At 64.2% G+C, this 16,754-nt stretch carries 15 protein-coding genes; 10 read left to right on the top strand and 5 right to left on the bottom strand.

Features of this window, described 5'->3' with window-relative positions; translation table 11 throughout:
* The first annotated feature begins 16 nt into the window (after positions 1–16).
* Positions 17–607 (top strand): biliverdin-producing heme oxygenase, encoded by a 591-nt coding sequence (locus AKL28_RS07685; RefSeq protein WP_050467524.1) that lies wholly within the window; start codon positions 17–19, stop codon positions 605–607.
* Positions 604–1,095, top strand: coding sequence for a YbaN family protein (locus AKL28_RS07680; protein WP_231602364.1), 492 nt, complete (start codon positions 604–606; stop codon positions 1,093–1,095). The genes AKL28_RS07685 and AKL28_RS07680 overlap by 4 nt, the downstream gene beginning before the upstream one ends.
* A gap of 99 nt (positions 1,096–1,194) precedes the next feature.
* Here AKL28_RS07680 and mgrA read toward each other — a convergent pair whose 3' ends face one another.
* The 4 genes from mgrA to AKL28_RS07660 all read right to left on the bottom strand — a co-directional run bounded on the left by mgrA (position 1,195) and on the right by AKL28_RS07660 (position 6,049).
* Positions 1,195–2,229, bottom strand: a complete 1,035-nt coding sequence (mgrA, locus tag AKL28_RS07675) for an L-glyceraldehyde 3-phosphate reductase (protein ID WP_050467522.1) — start codon at positions 2,227–2,229, stop codon at positions 1,195–1,197.
* 149 nt (positions 2,230–2,378) lie between these two features.
* Positions 2,379–3,779 carry an ATP-binding protein gene (locus tag AKL28_RS07670; RefSeq protein ID WP_231602367.1) on the bottom strand — a complete coding sequence of 467 codons (1,401 nt, stop codon included), beginning with the start codon at positions 3,777–3,779 and terminating at the stop codon, positions 2,379–2,381.
* Between the two features lie 145 nt (positions 3,780–3,924).
* Positions 3,925–4,638 (bottom strand): response regulator, encoded by a 714-nt coding sequence (locus AKL28_RS07665; protein ID WP_050467520.1) that lies wholly within the window; start codon positions 4,636–4,638, stop codon positions 3,925–3,927.
* Between the two features lie 52 nt (positions 4,639–4,690).
* Positions 4,691–6,049 carry an ABC transporter substrate-binding protein gene (locus AKL28_RS07660; RefSeq protein WP_414735692.1) on the bottom strand — a complete coding sequence of 453 codons (1,359 nt, stop codon included), beginning with the start codon at positions 6,047–6,049 and terminating at the stop codon, positions 4,691–4,693.
* Between the two features lie 752 nt (positions 6,050–6,801).
* On the opposite strand from AKL28_RS07660, the gene AKL28_RS07655 reads away from it, so the two are divergent.
* The 7 genes from AKL28_RS07655 to AKL28_RS07625 all read left to right on the top strand — a co-directional run bounded on the left by AKL28_RS07655 (position 6,802) and on the right by AKL28_RS07625 (position 14,280).
* Positions 6,802–8,049, top strand: a complete 1,248-nt coding sequence (locus AKL28_RS07655; RefSeq protein ID WP_156226261.1) for an ABC transporter substrate-binding protein — start codon at positions 6,802–6,804, stop codon at positions 8,047–8,049.
* 131 nt (positions 8,050–8,180) lie between these two features.
* Entirely contained in the window at positions 8,181–9,095 is a 915-nt protein-coding gene (locus AKL28_RS07650; RefSeq protein WP_050467517.1) for a carbohydrate ABC transporter permease, read from the top strand.
* A gap of 88 nt (positions 9,096–9,183) precedes the next feature.
* Positions 9,184–10,020 carry a carbohydrate ABC transporter permease gene (locus tag AKL28_RS07645; RefSeq protein ID WP_050467558.1) on the top strand — a complete coding sequence of 279 codons (837 nt, stop codon included), beginning with the start codon at positions 9,184–9,186 and terminating at the stop codon, positions 10,018–10,020.
* 18 nt (positions 10,021–10,038) lie between these two features.
* Positions 10,039–11,163: an ABC transporter ATP-binding protein gene (locus AKL28_RS07640; RefSeq protein WP_050467516.1), complete on the top strand. Its 1,125-nt coding sequence runs from the start codon at positions 10,039–10,041 to the stop codon at positions 11,161–11,163.
* Between the two features lie 16 nt (positions 11,164–11,179).
* Positions 11,180–12,127, top strand: a complete 948-nt coding sequence (locus AKL28_RS07635) for a glucosamine kinase nucleotide-binding domain-containing protein (RefSeq protein ID WP_050467515.1) — start codon at positions 11,180–11,182, stop codon at positions 12,125–12,127.
* A 4-nt stretch (positions 12,128–12,131) separates the two neighbouring features.
* Positions 12,132–13,259: an N-acetylglucosamine-6-phosphate deacetylase gene (gene nagA / locus AKL28_RS07630; protein WP_050467514.1), complete on the top strand. Its 1,128-nt coding sequence runs from the start codon at positions 12,132–12,134 to the stop codon at positions 13,257–13,259.
* Positions 13,260–13,269: 10 nt separating this feature from the next.
* Positions 13,270–14,280: an SIS domain-containing protein gene (locus tag AKL28_RS07625; RefSeq protein WP_050467513.1), complete on the top strand. Its 1,011-nt coding sequence runs from the start codon at positions 13,270–13,272 to the stop codon at positions 14,278–14,280.
* A gap of 71 nt (positions 14,281–14,351) precedes the next feature.
* Here the strand turns inward: AKL28_RS07625 and fliD are convergent, their stop codons facing one another.
* Positions 14,352–16,379: a flagellar filament capping protein FliD gene (gene fliD, locus AKL28_RS07620; RefSeq protein WP_050467512.1), complete on the bottom strand. Its 2,028-nt coding sequence runs from the start codon at positions 16,377–16,379 to the stop codon at positions 14,352–14,354.
* A gap of 75 nt (positions 16,380–16,454) precedes the next feature.
* Here fliD and AKL28_RS24365 point away from each other — a divergent pair, with 75 nt between their 5' ends.
* Positions 16,455–16,751, top strand: coding sequence for a hypothetical protein (locus AKL28_RS24365; protein ID WP_156226259.1), 297 nt, complete (start codon positions 16,455–16,457; stop codon positions 16,749–16,751).
* Positions 16,752–16,754: the final 3 nt, after the last annotated feature.

The following is a 16,754-nucleotide window of genomic DNA, read 5'->3' as shown; positions in this document are numbered from 1 at the left end:
TCAAACCGCCCTCCCCATGCATACCGTCACCGAACGCCCCGCCCTGCTCTCTTCCCGCCTCAAGACCGAGACAGCTTCCCTGCACGAGCTGATGCATGCCCTGATGGAAAAGGGCCAGCCATTCGCCAACCGCGACAACTACGCGCGCTTTGTCGCCGCGCAATACCGCTTCCAGCGCGACATCGAACACCTGTTCTCCGATCCCGCCATCCAGGCCGCCGTGCCCGACCTCGACGTGCGCGGCCGCGAAACGGCATCGCTGGCCGATCTGGCCGACCTGGGCTTCGATGCCGGGCAAGAAGCGGTCGCCACCGCCGGCGTCTCCATGCCGGGTGCGCTGGGCTGGCTCTATGTGTCGGAAGGATCGACGCTGGGCGCGGCCTTCCTGCTCAAGGAAGCCAAGGCCACGCTGGGATTGAGCGAGACCTTCGGCGCGCGCAACCTGGCGGCGTATCCGGAAGGGCGCGCCGTCGTATGGCGCCGCTTCGTCGGCTTTCTCGACCAGCCCTCGCTGAAGGAAGAAGACCACGATACCGTCGTCGCCGGCGCCGCCGATGCCTACGCCCGCTTCGGCAGCCTGCTCAAGCGTTACTTCGGACTGGTGTGAGCGGGAACGCCATACCGACCGCGATGGACGATCCGGCACAAGGGCATGGCATGCCCCCCGACAGCGACGGCGCCACCGCCAAACTGGCGCCGGCCGCCACCCGCTGGTTGTGGCTGGCGCTGGCTTATGCCAGCCTGGGCATCGGCATCCTGGCGATCTTCATCCCCGGCATCCCGACCACCGAATTCATCCTGCTGTCCGCATGGGCGGCCGGCAAGGGTTCGCCGCGGCTGCAGCGCTGGCTGGAAAACCACCCGGTGTTCGGCGCGATGATCCATCACTGGCGCCACGGCCGGGTCGTCGCGCGGCGCGCCAAGCTGAGCGCATCCATCATGATGAGCCTGTGCCTGGTGATCATGCTGCTGACGATCAAACACCGCTGGATCATCGTCATTGCAGCGATAGGCATGACTGCCGGTGCGATCTGGATGTGGTCGCGGCCGGAACAGATCGTCGACCGCAGCGCCGATGACGATGTACCGAAGTAAGGCAATTCACTTCCTGGTGTCCCAATGAAAAATGGCCTGCACCGTTACCGGTGCAGGCCATTTTCGCATCGAACTTCAGCCGGGAGATGCCGGCGACTTTCAGGTGATCGATGAAGAAACGCGCCACAGGTCGACGCCGCCATCGATGGCATGCTGGTCGATCTGATCCAGCTCGGCGGCGCTGAAGCCCAGGTTCTTCAGCGCATCCAGCGAACCGTCCAGTTGTTCGACATTGCGCGCGCCGATCAGCGCCGAGGTCACGCGGGCATCGCGCAGCACCCAGGCAATCGCCATCTGCGCCAGGGTCTGGCCGCGGCGCTGGGCGATCTCGTCCAGCGCGCGGATGCGCTCCAAGTTTTCCGGCGACAGCATCCTTTGCGGCAGCGACGGCGCACGCGTGGCGCGCGCGCCTTCCGGCACGCCATTGAGGTACTTGGAGGTCAGCATGCCCTGCGCCAGCGGCGAAAAGCCGATGCAGCCCACACCCAGTTCTTCCAGCGCCTGCAGCAAGCCGTTTTCAATGCTGCGGTTGAGCATCGAGTAATTCGGCTGGTGGATCAGCAGCGGCACACCTTCGCTCTTCAGGATGGCCGCCGCCTTGCGCGTCAGCTCGGGCGAATAGGAGGAGATGCCGACATACAGCGCCTTGCCCTGGCGGTGCAGGTGCGCCAGCGCGCCCATGGTTTCTTCCAGTGGCGTGTCGGGATCGACGCGGTGCGAATAGAAGATGTCGACATAGTCGAGTCCCATGCGGCGCAGGCTCTGCTCGCAGCTGGCGATCAGGTGCTTGCGCGCGCCGCTGGGGCCGCCATAGGGACCGGGCCACATCTGCCAGCCGGCCTTGCTGGAAATCACCAGTTCATCGCGGTAAGGCGCGAAGTCCTTGGCCAGCCAGCGGCCGAAATTCTCTTCCGCCGAACCGGCCGGCGGGCCGTAGTTGTTGGCCAGGTCGAAATGGGTGACGCCGCGGTCGAAGGCGCGCCGCAGCACTGCGCGGCCGGTCTCGAAATTGTCGGCGCCGCCGAAGTTCTGCCACAGGCCGAGCGAAACGGCAGGCAACAGCAAACCGCTCTTGCCCACGCGCCGGTAAGGCATCTGGCCATCGTAGCGGGAAGGGTTGGAGATATAGGTCATGGCTATCCTTATCAGGTTCTTGTTTGAATCGACGAATCGATTTTAGGGAAAGGCATCCAGCCAGATGGCAGGTACGCCCTCCTGCTTTTTCACATTGGATATGGCGATCCGATTGGCTTGTTAGACATTGCTTTTCCCGGCCGCGCCGGTCAGCGCGCCGGCAAGATGATGGTGGCAATCAGCCCGCCCTCGGGATGGTTGCGCAACAGCAGTTCGCCGCCGTGGGCTTGCACGATGTTGCGCGAAATGCCCAGCCCCAGTCCCATGCCGCCGCTGTTCTGGGCGCGCCCGTGTTCCAGCCGCACATAGGGCTGGAACAGCGTGCCCATGGCATCTTCCGGCACGCCGGGGCCGTGGTCGCGGATCTCGATTTCAACCAGGCCGCCGCCCGCGCCCTGCAAGGGGCGGATGGCGACCTCGACCTTCTGGCCGTAATACAGCGCATTGTCGAACAGGTTGCCGATGGCGCGTTTCAAGGCCAGCGGCTTGGCCATGACGTTGATGCCGGAGGGCGTAAAGGCGATCTCGTGGCCGGCCATCTTGGCGTCGCGGATCATGCGCGTCACCAGCGCGTCCAGCCGCACCTCGGTGCGGTTCTCGTGGATGTCGCTGTCCTTCACCGACTGCAGCGCGCCCTTGACCATCATGTCGAGCTCATCGAGGTCGTCGTGGAATTCGGTGCGCATGTCGTCGTCGTCCATCAGTTCGGTGCGCAGTTTCAGGCGCGTGATGGGCGTGCGCAAGTCATGCGAGATGGAGACGAACAGCCGCTCGCGGTCTTCCAGGTAGCGCTTGATGCGCTCGCGCATGCCGGAGAAGGCGTACGCAGTCTTGACGTATTCGCGGCTGCCGGTCCCCGGCAATTCCGGCACCGTCTCGCCCTTGCCGAACGCTTCGGCGGCGTCCGCCAGCGCTGCCAGCGGACGGGTCGTCCAGCGCACCACGAGGATGGTCAGCAACAGGATCGCCGCCAGCGACAAGCCCTGCAACACCAGCCGGTCCAGCCACAGCGGATTGCCGCTGTCGAGGAAGTATGGATTGGGCATGAGCGCGGCCAGGTACAGCCACTTGCCGCTTTCGACCTGCATCTGTATCACCAGCACCGGCGCCGAGTTGGGCTTGGTCAGCAGGATATGCTGCACCCAGCTGTCTGGCAGGTCGCCCACCTTGAGGCCGTCGCTGGAGACCTGCAAGCCGTCCGGCCAGGCGAAATCCAGCCTGGCTTCCGGCATGAACGGCAAGTCTTCGCGCAGGGTCTGGGCGGCCACGTCGATGGCGACGGCGGCCAGCGGGTTGGGCGCGATCGGCGTGACCGGCACTGCCGAGCTGTTGGCGTTGATGAAAAAGCGCGTACCGCCCATCTCGCGCAACTGCTGGATCATCAGCGGCCGGTAGTTGGAAGGCAGGCTCATGAAGTAGCGGATCGCCACCGACGCGCTGTGCGCCAGGTGCTGCGCGGCGATGCGGGTCTCGGCTTCGGACTTGGTGCGCAATTGCGCCGCCCAGATCAGGCCGCCTGCCACCTGCGTGACCAGCACGCCGAAAATCATCACCACCGACAAACGGCCCAGCAGGGAGTTGGGCAAGATCCAATCCAGGAAAGCTGCCAGCCGGGCGCGCAGCGAGCGCGGCCGGACTGTTTGCGGAGTCGCCTCCGCCGCAGCCGCAGGTGCGCTCTCGTTCACGGGATTGCTCTCACGCGGCGGCCGCGCTGACGTCGGCCGAGAACACATAGCCGGCGCCGCGCACGGTCTTGATCAGGTGCGGCTGGCGGCCGCCGTCGTTGAGGCGCAGGCGCAGCTTGCTGATCTGCACGTCCAGCGAACGGTCCAGCGGGCCGGCATCGCGTCCGCGCGTCTCTTCGCACAGCACGTTGCGGTCGAGCACGTCGCCCGGGTGTTCGACGAAGTATTTCAGCAGTTGGTAATCCATGCCGGTCAGCGCCACTACCTGGCCGACGCTATCGGTCAGCGTGCGCTCAACGGTGTCGAGCGTGAAACCGACGAAACGGTAATAGCGCGGCGCGGCCGTGCTGTCGATGCCGGTGCGGCGGTGGATGGCCTTGATGCGCGCCAGTAGTTCGCGCGGACTGTAGGGCTTGGCGATGTAGTCGTCGGCGCCCAGCTCCAGCCCGACCACGCGGTCGGTCTCGTCCGAACTGGCGGTGAGCATGATGATGGGCACATTGGACTTGCGCCGTACCGTCTTGCACAGCGCAAAGCCGTCGGTGTCGGGCAGCATCACGTCCAGGATCACCAGCGCCAGCTCATCGGCGTAGCGCTGGAACTCGCCGAGGAAGGTGGCGCCGTCGTGCGCCAGCCGCACCTCGTACTGGTTCTTTTCCAGATAGGCCTTCAACAGGGTGCGGGTCTTCTGGTCGTCGTCGACGATCAATATCTTGCGTGTCATTGTTGGCCTTCCCTAAATGGCTTGTCTCGTCTCATGTCCTGTTCCTTGCCCATCACTGGCCGCGGCTGCGCGATAGTGCCCGCGCGATCGACACCAGCCTGCGTTGCGCCTGTTCCTCGCTGCCCTGGCGGTCGAGGAAGAAGCGCTGCACCTCGGCGATGATGGCGTCCTTGGTGGTCTCATCGGTGGCCATGCGGTGCACCAGGCTGGGCGCCTGGTAAGCCGCGCCCTTGCTGAACGCGCGCCAGGAGTCGCGCGCGCAGCGGTCCATGTGCGGATCAGCGGTGCGCCAGACCGGAATCGAACCCTTGAATTTATTGTATTCCGACTGCACCGCCGGTGAGGTAACGATCTGCGCCAGCGTCTCCTGGGAGACCTGGTGCGAATAATCGTCGGCGAACATGGCCAGGGTGTCGGTACTGTAGAGGTGGTACTCGCCCGTCCCCGGCACCGGGGCGCAGCCGAACTGCTGGTCCACCGTCAGGCCCCAGGCATTGAACTCGCCCTTGGCCCAGTCGCCCATGATGAACATGGCGGCCTCGCCGTTGGCCATGCTGCGCGCGACATCGGGCCATGCCCGCTCGCGCACCGGCTGGTCCATCGACTGGCCGAGCCGGCGCAGGCGCTTGAGGATGTGCAGCATGCGCCCATCGGCATAGGCGGCCTGGTCCATGTCCACGAACAGGCGGCGATAGTAGGCCGGGCCGCTTTCGGCCAGCACCAGGTTTTCGAACAGGGTGGCGACCTGCCAGGCTTCGGCGCTTTGCGCCAGCGGCGTGATGCCGGCGTCGCGCAAGATCTTCGCGATGCGGTCGAAGTCATCCCAGGTCTTGGGTGGCGTCAGCCCCAGCCGGTTGAAGATGGCAATGTTGTAGAACAACGTGTTGATGCGGTGGATGCCCAGCGGCGCGGCCACCACATGCCCGCGGTTGTTCAGCAGCGCCCAGACGCTGGGAAACATCTGCTTTTCCCAGTTGCCTTGCACGGCGACGTTGTCCAGTTCCAGCAGCAAGCCGAGGTCAGCCCATTCGCCGAAGATCACGCCGTTCAATTGCGTGACCTCGGGCGCGCGCCCGGCCAGCACCATGCTCTTCAATACCTTGCCCGCGCCCATGCCGGCGCCGCCCGGGATGGGGACATCGCGCCACTGAATGTTCTGCTTGGCCAACTGGTTCACCACCACGTTGAGGGCACGGCGTTCGCCGGCCGACGTCCACCAGTGCAGCACCTGCAGCGAGGCCGGCGCCGCGGATGTCCCTGGCGCCGACGCTGCGGCCGCGCGCGCCTGCGGCGGCAGCGCTGCAGATACCACCAGCGCTGCCAGCATCAGCAAGGGAAGGGTCGCCAGCATCGCCGCCGTCGCGCAACGGTACGGGACCGATGCAAGCAACGCGCGGACTGGGCGTTTCATTTTTATCATTATGTCCGTGTGCCTCCAAACCGGGAAAGACTATAGCCCGGCGACTGCCGCGCTGCAATTTGCAGCGGCCAGGGCCTGTTGATATTGAATTTGCGAGTGCGAACGGTCATCAGGCGTTGTCTGCCTAGGCGTGGCGACGCGTCGTAGCGGTGCTACGGCAAGGAGCCACAACAACGGCAGGCGACGCCTGATGGCCGTTCCCGGAGGGTTGCCCCCAGAAGGCGCGCTGGCCGCGTTGCCCGGTCTGACTGGTGGGGCCACCACCAGTCAGACCGGGCGCCTTGCCACCCCACCTTCTGGGGGCAACGCATCTCGCAAATTCAATATCAACAGGCCCTAGATAAAAACATTAATTCAATTCATCTCTTGTTAAGAAATGTAATGTTTTCTTTCTTTAGCTTGACCGGTGCGCGCCACGCTCACATTCGCCGATGGGCTTGCATAGCGAGCAGAGGCCGCCGCAGCCCTTTCCCAGCCTGTAAGGATATGTAATTGGCACGCTGGTGCCGTTTCTTATTTTTCCCATTTAAATCAGCATCTTACGCCATTACCGGCGCCTGCCGCACCAAGCTCGCATCACATGCGGTGCAGTGCTACTGTCGCGCCGCTGCCCACTGTCATCGCGCACCTCATTGCCGGTTGCCGGGCCGCACTATCCCGATAGGCAAGAGCGACTAACAGCCAATAAAGCCAGGAGACACACGATGCAAACCAAGCAACAGACCGACGCAGTCATTCCCTTCATGAAACGCGCTGCGGCCACGCTGGCCACGGCAGCCGCATTGGCGCTGTCCATTGGCGGCCATGCGCAGGCAGGCACACTCACCATCGAAAGCTGGCGCGTGGATGACCTGCAGTTGTGGGAAACCGTACTGATCCCCGCCTTCCAGAAACAGAACCCCGGCATCACCGTGAAGTTCTCGCCGACCGCGCCTACCGAATACGACTCCAGCCTGGCCGCACGCCTGGCCGGCGGCACTGCCGGCGACCTGGTGGCCTGCCGCCCGTTCGACGTGTCGCTCTCGCTGTACAACAAGGGCCATCTGGAAAAGCTGGACGGCAAGCCCGGCATGGAATTCTTCGCGCCGGCAGCCAAGACCGCCTGGCAGACCGATGACGGCAAAGACACCTTCTGCATGCCGATCGCTTCGGTGATCCACGGCTTCTTCTACAACACCAAGATCTTCAAGGAACTGAACCTGGAGCCGCCCAAGACCGAGGCCGAGTTCTTCAAGCTGCTCGACACCGTCAAGGCCAATGGCAAGTACGCGCCGCTGGTGATGGGCACCTCCGAGCAGTGGGAATCGCACCAGGTGCTGTTCACCGGCATCGGCCCCAATTACTGGAAGGGCGAGGAAGGCCGCAAGGCGCTCATCTCCGGCAAAGCCAAGTTCACCGACCCGCAATTCGTGGCGGCCTGGGAGTATGAGGCCAAGCTGGGCCATTACCTGCCCAAGGGCGCATCGGCGCAAACCTATAGCGACAGCCAGAACATGTTTGCATTGGGCCGCGGCGCGGTATACCCGGCCGGCTCCTGGGACATCGCCTACTTCAACGGCAAGCTGGACATGGGCGCCTTCCCGCCGCCAGTGCCCAAGGCCGGCGATGCCTGCTACATCTCCGACCACAACGACATCGGCATGGGCATCAACAAGAAATCCAAGAACAAGGAAGACGCCTACAAGTTCCTGGCGTGGCTGGGTTCGCAGGAGTTCGCCGACCTCTACACCAACAAGGTCACCGGCTTCTTCTCGCTGTCGAACCACCTGATCTCGGTGAAAGACCCGATCGCCAAGCAGATGCTGTCCTGGCGCAAGGGCTGCGCATCGACCATCCGCGTCAACTCGCAGATCCTCAACCGCGGCACGCCGAGCATGGAAAACGAGATGTGGAACGTCAACGCCCAGGTGCTCAACGGCAAGCTGGCGCCCAAGGATGCCGCCGCCAAGATCCAGGCTGGCTTCGCCAAGTGGTACAAGCCGCAACAATAAGCGGATGTCATGAGGCCCATGCCACTTCTGGAAGCGGTATGGCCTGATACAAAAACAAAAGGGAGGCCGGATATTGGCGCACCAAGACGCCAGTCCGGTTCCATCCCTCGATATCCCTCTCAGGAGACGCAGTGAAAAAAGTCCGCGCCTGGCAGCTCGTGGTATTTCTCGCGCCTGCCGTCCTCATTTATTCCATGTTCAGCGCCCTGCCCCTGGCCGATACGCTGCGCCTGGGCTTCTACACCAGCAACGATGCGGGCGTGACCAGCTTCGTCGGCCTCGACAACTACCGCACCATCCTGTTCGACCCCGACTGGTCGGCTGCCTTTTGGAATGCGATGTGGAACAACATCAAGTTCTTCGGCATGCACATGGCGCTGCAAAACCCGATCGGCCTGCTGCTGGCAACACTGTTCAGCTTGAAGGGCCTGCGCGGCGCACGCACCTATCGCACGCTGATCTTCCTGCCCACGCTGCTGTCGGTGGTGATCATCGGCTTCATCTGGCAACTGATCCTCTCGCCGCTGTGGGGCGTGGGAGAAAAACTGATGGGACTGGTTGGCCTGGCCGACTGGTTCGGCCCCTGGCTGGGCCAGGAATCGACCGCACTGGTGACGCTGTCGCTGATCTCGGTGTGGCAATACATCGGCATCCCCATGATGCTGATCTACGCGGCCTTGCTGGCAGTGCCTGAAGAAGTGCTGGAAGCCGCACATGCCGAGGGAGCCTCCTCCATGCGCATCTTCTGGCAGATCAAGCTGCCGCTGATCTATCCGACGCTGGGGCTGGTGACCATCCTTACCTTCGTCGCCAACTTCAACGCCTTCGACCTGATCTATTCGGTCAAGGGCGCGCTGGCCGGGCCCAATTATTCGGCCGACCTGCTGGGCACCTATTTCTACCGCACCTTCTTCGGCTACCAGGCGCAGATCGGCAGCCCGACCATGGGCGCCGCAGTGGCCACGCTGATGTTCCTGATCATCCTGGCCGGCGTGGGTACGTACTTCTATCTGGTACAGCGCAGGCTGACCCGCTATGCGCTGTGAGCGCGAGGATACCCCGATGCCCTCTTCCCCTTCTTCCGCTTCCTACGCCGGCTCCGTCTTGCCCGCCTCGCCGGCCGGACCGACACTGATGCAGCGCAGCTTCGGCCCCATCGGCCACCTGTGGGTGCACCTGGTGCTGTGCATCTACGCGGTGATCGCGCTGTTCCCGATCGCGCTGATCCTGATCAATTCGGTCAAGACCCGCAGCGCCATCTTCGACGGCCCGATGGCGCTGCCCACTGCCGACACGCTGACCCTGGTCGGTTTCCAGAAGGTGCTCTCCGGCACCCACTTCCTGCTTTACTTCGGCAACAGCCTGACGGTCACCCTGGGCTCGCTGGTGCTGATCGTGCTGTTCGGCGCCATGGCCGGCTGGGCGCTGTCGGAATATAAATTCCCCGGCAACCACTTCCTCAACTTCTTCCTGGCCATCGGCATCATGATCCCGATCCGCCTGGGCACGGTCTCTATCCTGCAACTGGTGGTGGCGCTGGACCTCATCAATACGCGCACCGCGCTGATCCTGGTCTATACCGCGCAAGGCCTGCCGCTGGCGGTGATGATCCTGTCCGAGTTCATCCGCCAGATCCCGTCCGAACTGAAGGATGCCGCGCGCTGCGACGGCGTGGGCGAGATCGCCATCTTCTTCCAGGTAATCCTGCCGCTGCTCCGCCCGGCCATCGCGACGGTGGCGGTGTTCACCATGATCCCAGCCTGGAACGACCTGTGGTTCCCGCTGATCCTGGCGCCCGGCGACGAGACCCGCACCGTCACGCTGGGCGTGCAGCAATTCATCGGCCAGTACGCCACCGACTGGAATTCGGTGCTGGCGGCGCTGTCGATGGCAGTAATACCGATCCTGCTGCTGTACGTCGCGTTCTCGCGCCAGCTGATCCGCGGCCTGACCGCCGGCGCCGTCAAATAAACCCACACTGGATTGAACATGGCAAACGTAAGCATAGAAAACCTGAGGAAATCCTACGACGGCCGCGCCAATGTGCTGGCCGACCTCAACCTCGACATCCGCGACGGCGAATTCTGCGTGCTGGTCGGCCCTTCCGGCTGCGGCAAGTCGACCTTGCTGCGCATGCTGTGCGGGCTGGAAGACATCAGCGGCGGCCAGCTGGCCATCGGCGGCAAGGTGGTCAATCACCTGCCGCCGGCCGAGCGCGGCATCGCCATGGTGTTCCAGAGCTACGCGCTGTATCCGCACATGACGGTGTACAAGAACATGGCCTTCGGCCTGAAGGTAGCCGGCAGCAGCAAGGCCGACATCGATGAACGCATCCGCCACGCCGCCGGCATCCTCAAGATCGACCACCTGCTCGACCGCCTGCCGCGCGAACTATCCGGCGGCCAGCGCCAGCGCGTGGCGATCGGCCGCGCCATCGTGCGCAAGCCGCGCCTGTTCCTGTTCGACGAACCGCTGTCCAACCTCGACGCCGCGCTGCGCGTGCAAACCCGGCTGGAGATCGCCAAGCTGCACAAGGAGCTGGCCGCGACCATCGTCTACGTCACCCACGACCAGGTCGAGGCGATGACGCTGGGCGACAAGATCGTGGTCATGCACGACGGCCGCATCCAGCAGGCCGGCACGCCGCTGGAGCTGTACCAGCATCCGCAGAACCTGTTCGTGGCCGGCTTCATCGGCTCGCCCAAGATGAACCTGCTGCCGGGTACCGTGACCCATGTCGCCCCGGACGGCCTGAGGGTGGAAATCGCGGGCGGCGCGCAACTGCATGCCGACGTCGCCACCGATGCGGCCAAACCCGGCGACAAGGTGACACTGGGCCTGCGCGCCGAACAGATCCGCGAACACGCGCAGGGATCGGAACACTTCAACGGCACGGTCAACCTGGTGGAGCACCTGGGCGAAGCCAATTTCATCTACCTGACGCTGGATGGCGGACAGGACATCGTGGTGCGCGGCGACGGCAACCGCGACCTCGACATCGGCGAGCGCCTGGAATTGTCGGCCGACAGCCATGCATTCCATGTGTTCGACGCCCAGGGCCAGGCGCTGCGCCGCCTCAAGCCCGGCAACCTGCAATCGTCGCGACGCCATTGAGGTGCTTGCTGCCGCCATGAATACCTCCTCCTCCCACGCCGCCACTTCCGCCAGCGCCGCCATTGCCTATCTGGTCGGCGTGGATGGCGGCGGCACCAAGACCCTGGTGCGCATCGCCACGGCCGATGGCCGCGTGCTGGCCGAAGCGGCCGGCTCCGGCTCGGCCTTGCGCAATGGCGCCGAGGCGGCATGGCGCATCATCGTGCCGGCCATCGAACAGGCATTCGGCCATGCCGGCCATGCGATACCGCCGCTATCGCAACTGGCGGTGGGCGTCGGCATCGCCGGCTATAACGTGGCGCAATGGGCAGCCGATTTCCACGCCACGGCGCCGGCCTTCGGCATGCTGCAAGCCGTCACCGACGGCATCACCACCCTGCTCGGCGCGCATCAGGGCAAGCCCGGTGCGGTGATCGCCGTGGGCACCGGCACCATCGGCATCGCCGCTGACATCGATGGCCGCCAGCGCATGGTCGACGGCTGGGGCTTCCCTTCCGGCGACGACGCCAGCGGCGCCTGGATGGGCATGCGCGCCATCCACCACACGCAGCACGCGATCGATGGCCGTGCCGTGCGCGGCCCGCTGGCCGAGGCGGTGCTGGCGTTCTGCGCAAGCGAATTGCCCACCGCCAGTGGACGCAGCGAACGCGAGACCGTGCTGGCCTGGCTGTCGCAAGCCGACCAGGCCGCCTTCGCCCGCCTGGCGCGGCTGGTGGTGGCGCATGCGGACAACGACGGTGCTGCCCGTGCCATCATGCAAGCGGCGGCCGATGAAATCGAGCTGATGGCCGGCGCGCTCGACCCGCAGCAGCGCCTGCCGCTGGCGCTATGCGGCGGACTGGCCGGTGCACTGGACGGCTATCTCTCTTCCGGGCTGCGGCAGCGCGTCGTCGCCGCTTCAGCCGATGCCGCAGACGGCGCTTTGCTTCTGGTCCTGCAAGCCTTGCAATCCTCCAGGGAGTGACACCATGAACACCATCAAGAATATCCATGGCAATGTGCTGACACCCCAGGGCTGGGTCAGCGGCGAGATCGTCTTCGACGAGCGCATCCGCTCGATCGAAGGCCGGCCGCTGCGGCGTGAACCGCGCCTGATCGATGAAGGCGATTACATCCTGCCGGGCTTCATCGACCTGCACGTGCATGGCGGCGGCGGGCGCGATGTGATGGAAGGCGGCGATGCGGTAGCCGCCATCACCCGCCTGCATGCGCGGCACGGCACCACCAGCCTGCTGGCCACCACCATGACGGCGCCGCTGAACGAACTGGAAAGCGCGCTCAAGGCAGTCGGCGCGGCCTGCGCAGAACGAGCCCGCGGCCGTGCGCGCATCCTCGGCGTGCACCTGGAAGGTCCCTACATCAACCCCGGAAAACTGGGTGCGCAGCCCGACTTCGCCATCGAAGCGTCGCTGGAGCAGGTCGATTACCTCAACAGCCTGGCGCCGCTCAAGCTGATCACCATCGCCCCCGAAGTCGACGGCCACCTGAAGCTGGTCTGCAAGCTGGCCAACCGCGGCCTGAAGGTACAGATCGGCCACACGCTGGGCAGCTACGACGACGGTGTCGCCGCGCTGGCACATGGCGCCTCCGGCTTCACCCACCTGTTCAACGCCATGAGCGGCTTCCACCACCGCGAGCCCGGCATGGCCGGCGCGGCGCTGGCGCACGCAAAATATGCCGAGCTGATTCCCGACCTGCTGCACGTGCACCCCGGCGCCATCCGCGCCGCGCTGCGCGCCATCCCGCGCCTGTATTGCGTGACCGACTCCACCGCCGCCGCCGGCATGCCCGACGGCGACTACACGCTGGGCCGCCAGGTGGTGCACAAATGCGCCGGCGGCGTGCGGCTGGCCGACGGCACCCTGGCGGGCAGCATCCTGACCATGGACCAGGCGCTGCGCAACCTGGTCTCGCTGGGGCTGGACGTGTCGGAAGCATCGCTGCGCACCTCGACCTATCCGGCCGATTACCTCGGCCTGGATGACCGCGGCCGGCTCAGCGCAGGCTGCCATGCCGATGTCGTGGTGCTGGATCGCCAGTTCGCCTTGAAGGCCGTTTATGTGGAAGGAGAAGAGATTGACCTCGCTCATGCCTGATGAGTCACAAATGCTCAAAGAGGCCCGTTCGGCCGCCGACTATGTCGCCGTGCAAGTCACGCGCGAACGCGAACGCTACGCCGAACTCGGCAAGCAGCTGCGCGCAACGCCGCCCTCGGGCATCGTCACCGTGGCGCGCGGCAGTTCCGATCATGCCGCCGGCTATTGCGCCTATCTCACCATGGCGCGGCTGGGCCATATCGTCGCCTCGCTGCCGATGTCGCTGGTGACCTTGAACCGCGCGCCGCTGATGACGAAGAACGCGCTGGCCATCGCCATCTCGCAGTCCGGCCAAAGCCCCGACGTGGTCGAACCGATCCGCTATTTCCGCGCCGGCGGGGCCACCACGCTGGCGCTGGTCAACGATGCAACCTCGCCGCTGGCGGCGGCAGCCGAATGGAGCATTCCCTTGCATGCCGGCGTGGAAACCAGCGTGGCCGCCACCAAGAGCTTCATCGCCAGCCTGGTGGCCGGCGCACTGCTGACGGGCCACTGGCAGGACGATGCGGCGTTTCTGCACGGAATCGACAGCCTGCCCGACGCGCTGCGCCTGGCCGCGGACAGCGACTGGTCAGCCGCCGTCGGGGCGCTGGCCGCCACCGACCGCATCATGGTGGTGGGCCGTGGCATCGGATTTCCGCTGGCGCTGGAAGCCGCCTTGAAATGCAAGGAAACCTGCGCCATCCAGGCGGAAGCCTTCAGCGGCGCCGAGATCAAGCACGGACCGATGGCGCTGATCGATGAGGGATATCCGCTGCTCATGTTCGCCACCCGCGGACCGACCCAGGCCGGCATGGTGCAGTTGGCCGACGAGATGCGCCATCGCGGCGCCAAGGTACTGCTGGCCGCCCCGGCCGATATCCCGCAGCGCGACCTGACGCTGCCGGTGGCGACCACGCCCGACCTCGATCCGATTGTCGCCATCCAGGCGTTCTATGTGATGGCCGCGCAATTGTCGGCGGCGCGGGGAATGGATGCGGATAAGCCGCGCCATCTCAACAAGGTGACCAAGACTAATTGAGCCACGGCAAGCGATAAAAAAAGGGACTCCGGCCAAGCTGGCCGGAGTCCCTTTTTTATTGCCGCCGTTTTTTACTTGGCGTTCAGTTTCGCCAACTGCTGCGTAAGGTAGGTCTGCCGCGACTGCATGTTCGACAGTGTGAGGTTGAGGCGGTTGAACTGGTTGGTGTATGTGTCCTTCAGCGTCAGCAGCCGCGCATTGACCGCTGCCTGCTGGTCGGTATTGACCTTCAGGCTGTCCTGCAAGCCTTTGGACTTGGACGCGACAATGCCGTTGTCACCGAGGAGGCTTTCCATCAGCTTCTGCAGCTTGGGAACGACGCCATCGGTTGAGGTGAAAAGTTTGCTCACGCCCTCGAAGTTCTGGGTAGTGACCTTGGACAGCTTGCCGGCGTCGAGCGCCAGGGTGCCGTCCTTCTGGAAGGAGATACCCACCTGGGACAACGAGATCGAACCTGCGACATCGCTCATGGACGTCATCAGCACGCCGCGCAATTGCGTCATGACGTTCTTGACCGAAGATTCGGCGCCCAGCGGCGCCGAATTATTGACCTCTCCCTTGGTGGTCGACGGCGTCTGCTTGGTCAGCGAATTGACTGCCTTGACCAGGGCGTTGTATGCCGACACGAAGGTGTTGGCCGCGCTGCTCACGCCGCTGGTGTCGTTGGTGATCGACAGCGTGAAATTGTCGGCTGCGGTGGTCACCTTGGACAGGTTCAACGTCACGCCCGAGATGGCGTCGGTCACCTTGTTGCTGGTGCTGGTGACGGTAACGCCGTCGATGGACAGCGTGGCGTCCTGGGCCTTGGCCAACTGGCCCATCGAGCTGCCGGTCAGCAACGCATAATCCAGCGATCCGGTGAGCGCCACCGGGTCGGTGCCCGTGGGCGTGAGCACCAGATGGTCTTGCGTGCCGTCGTTGCTGATGCTTGCCGTGACGCCGGCATTGGCGGCGTTGATCGAGGCGGCGACATCGTTCAGGCCGACAGAGCCGCTGCCATCGAGGTCGGTCGGGGTGATGCCGATCGACTTGCCGCCCACCTGCAGGGTCAGGTTGCCGGCGTTGAAGGCCTGGCTGGCCGGCACGCCCGGCGAGGTCAGCTTGCCGCTGGGGTCGAAGGAAAACGCCGCGAAATTCCCGGTGCCGGTGATGCGCAAGTTGTTGGCGGAGCCGCTGTCCTTGGCAGTGATGACCAGGTGGTCGTTCTTGCCGTCGCTGACAATGGCGGCGCTGACGCCGGCATCGCTGGCGTTGATGGCGTCGCGCACGCCGGCCAGGGTGTTGGTGCGCGGCTTGATGATGGCGGTCGAACCGTTGCCGGTCTTGATCGCCAGCACGCCGCTCTCGAAGGTCGTCCCCGGCGCGATGCCAGTTGAACTGACCTTCTGCGCCTGCGCCAACTGCGACACGCTGACCGTATATTTGCCGGACGCGGCCTTGGTCGCATCGCGCGGCGCCTGGATTTGCGTGACCGCGCTCGGCTGGTTCGACGACGGGTTGTAGTTCAGGTCGGCCAGGCTGCCGTTGGCGGTGATCTTGATGGTGTTGGCGGTGCCGCCGGCATTGGACTCCAGCACCAGGTGGTCGCCGCTGCCGTCGGTGACGATCGAAGCCGTCACGCCCGCCTTCGAGGCGTTGATGGCATCGCGCACGCCGGCCAGGGTCGCATTGGCCTTGAGCGTGACGAAAGTCGGTTGCTCGGTGCCGACCTTGATCGCGATCGAGTCGCCCGCGCTGAAGATCTTCCCGGTGGGGAAACCGCCCGATTTCAGCTTCTGCGCCATCTTCTTGGTCGTTTCGTCGGTATTGACGTCGGCGGTGAAGGGATCGGTGGTCAGGTTGCTGCCGGTGCCGGCATTGCTGACGGTCGGCTTTTGCGAGCTGAAGCTGGCCGTGTTCAGGCCCTTGATGGCGCTCTGGTAGGTGGTCAGGGCGCCCTTGAAATTGCCATAGGCGGAGATGAGCGTGTTGAAAGCGCTCGCCTTGTTCGTCAGATTGGTCAACCGCGATTTGGATTCAGCCGCCATCAGCTGCTTCACCAAAGTCGCAACGTCGAGAGGTCCTGCGGCTGTGGAGACGGAACCGGTGGACGTGGCCATGAATGCTCCTGGGTCTGTGAGTTGTTTTTGGCTTGCCCGAGAAAGGAATATCGCTTCGCTTTGCAATGAGGCTTCTTGATCCTGATTGCGAAAATCTCGAGACGCTGGGTGTCGCCATTTGGACGACTGACACGATGTCAGTCGATCTTATCAAATCTTTACATCACAGGTTACGTAGCAATTCCCGATTTCTTTAATTTATTTCGGCCGAATTTTGCACAAACCAGGAAAAACACGACTCTCTGCTGCAAAAAACGCAAGCAAATTGCGAATCCGGGCATTGGAAACTGGTATGACGACATGCCGACAAGAGTTGCCAGCATGCAAATTGAAGAAGAAAGCGAGGAAGGGGAGAGGAACCGTATCGCCTGATGC

It is taken from the genome of Herbaspirillum chlorophenolicum (assembly GCF_001189955.1).
GTDB classification, from domain to species: Bacteria; Pseudomonadota; Gammaproteobacteria; order Burkholderiales; family Burkholderiaceae_D; genus Herbaspirillum; species Herbaspirillum chlorophenolicum.
The sequence above is the reverse complement of the archived record's forward strand: the minus strand, read 5'-3'. Positions and strand labels throughout refer to the sequence as shown.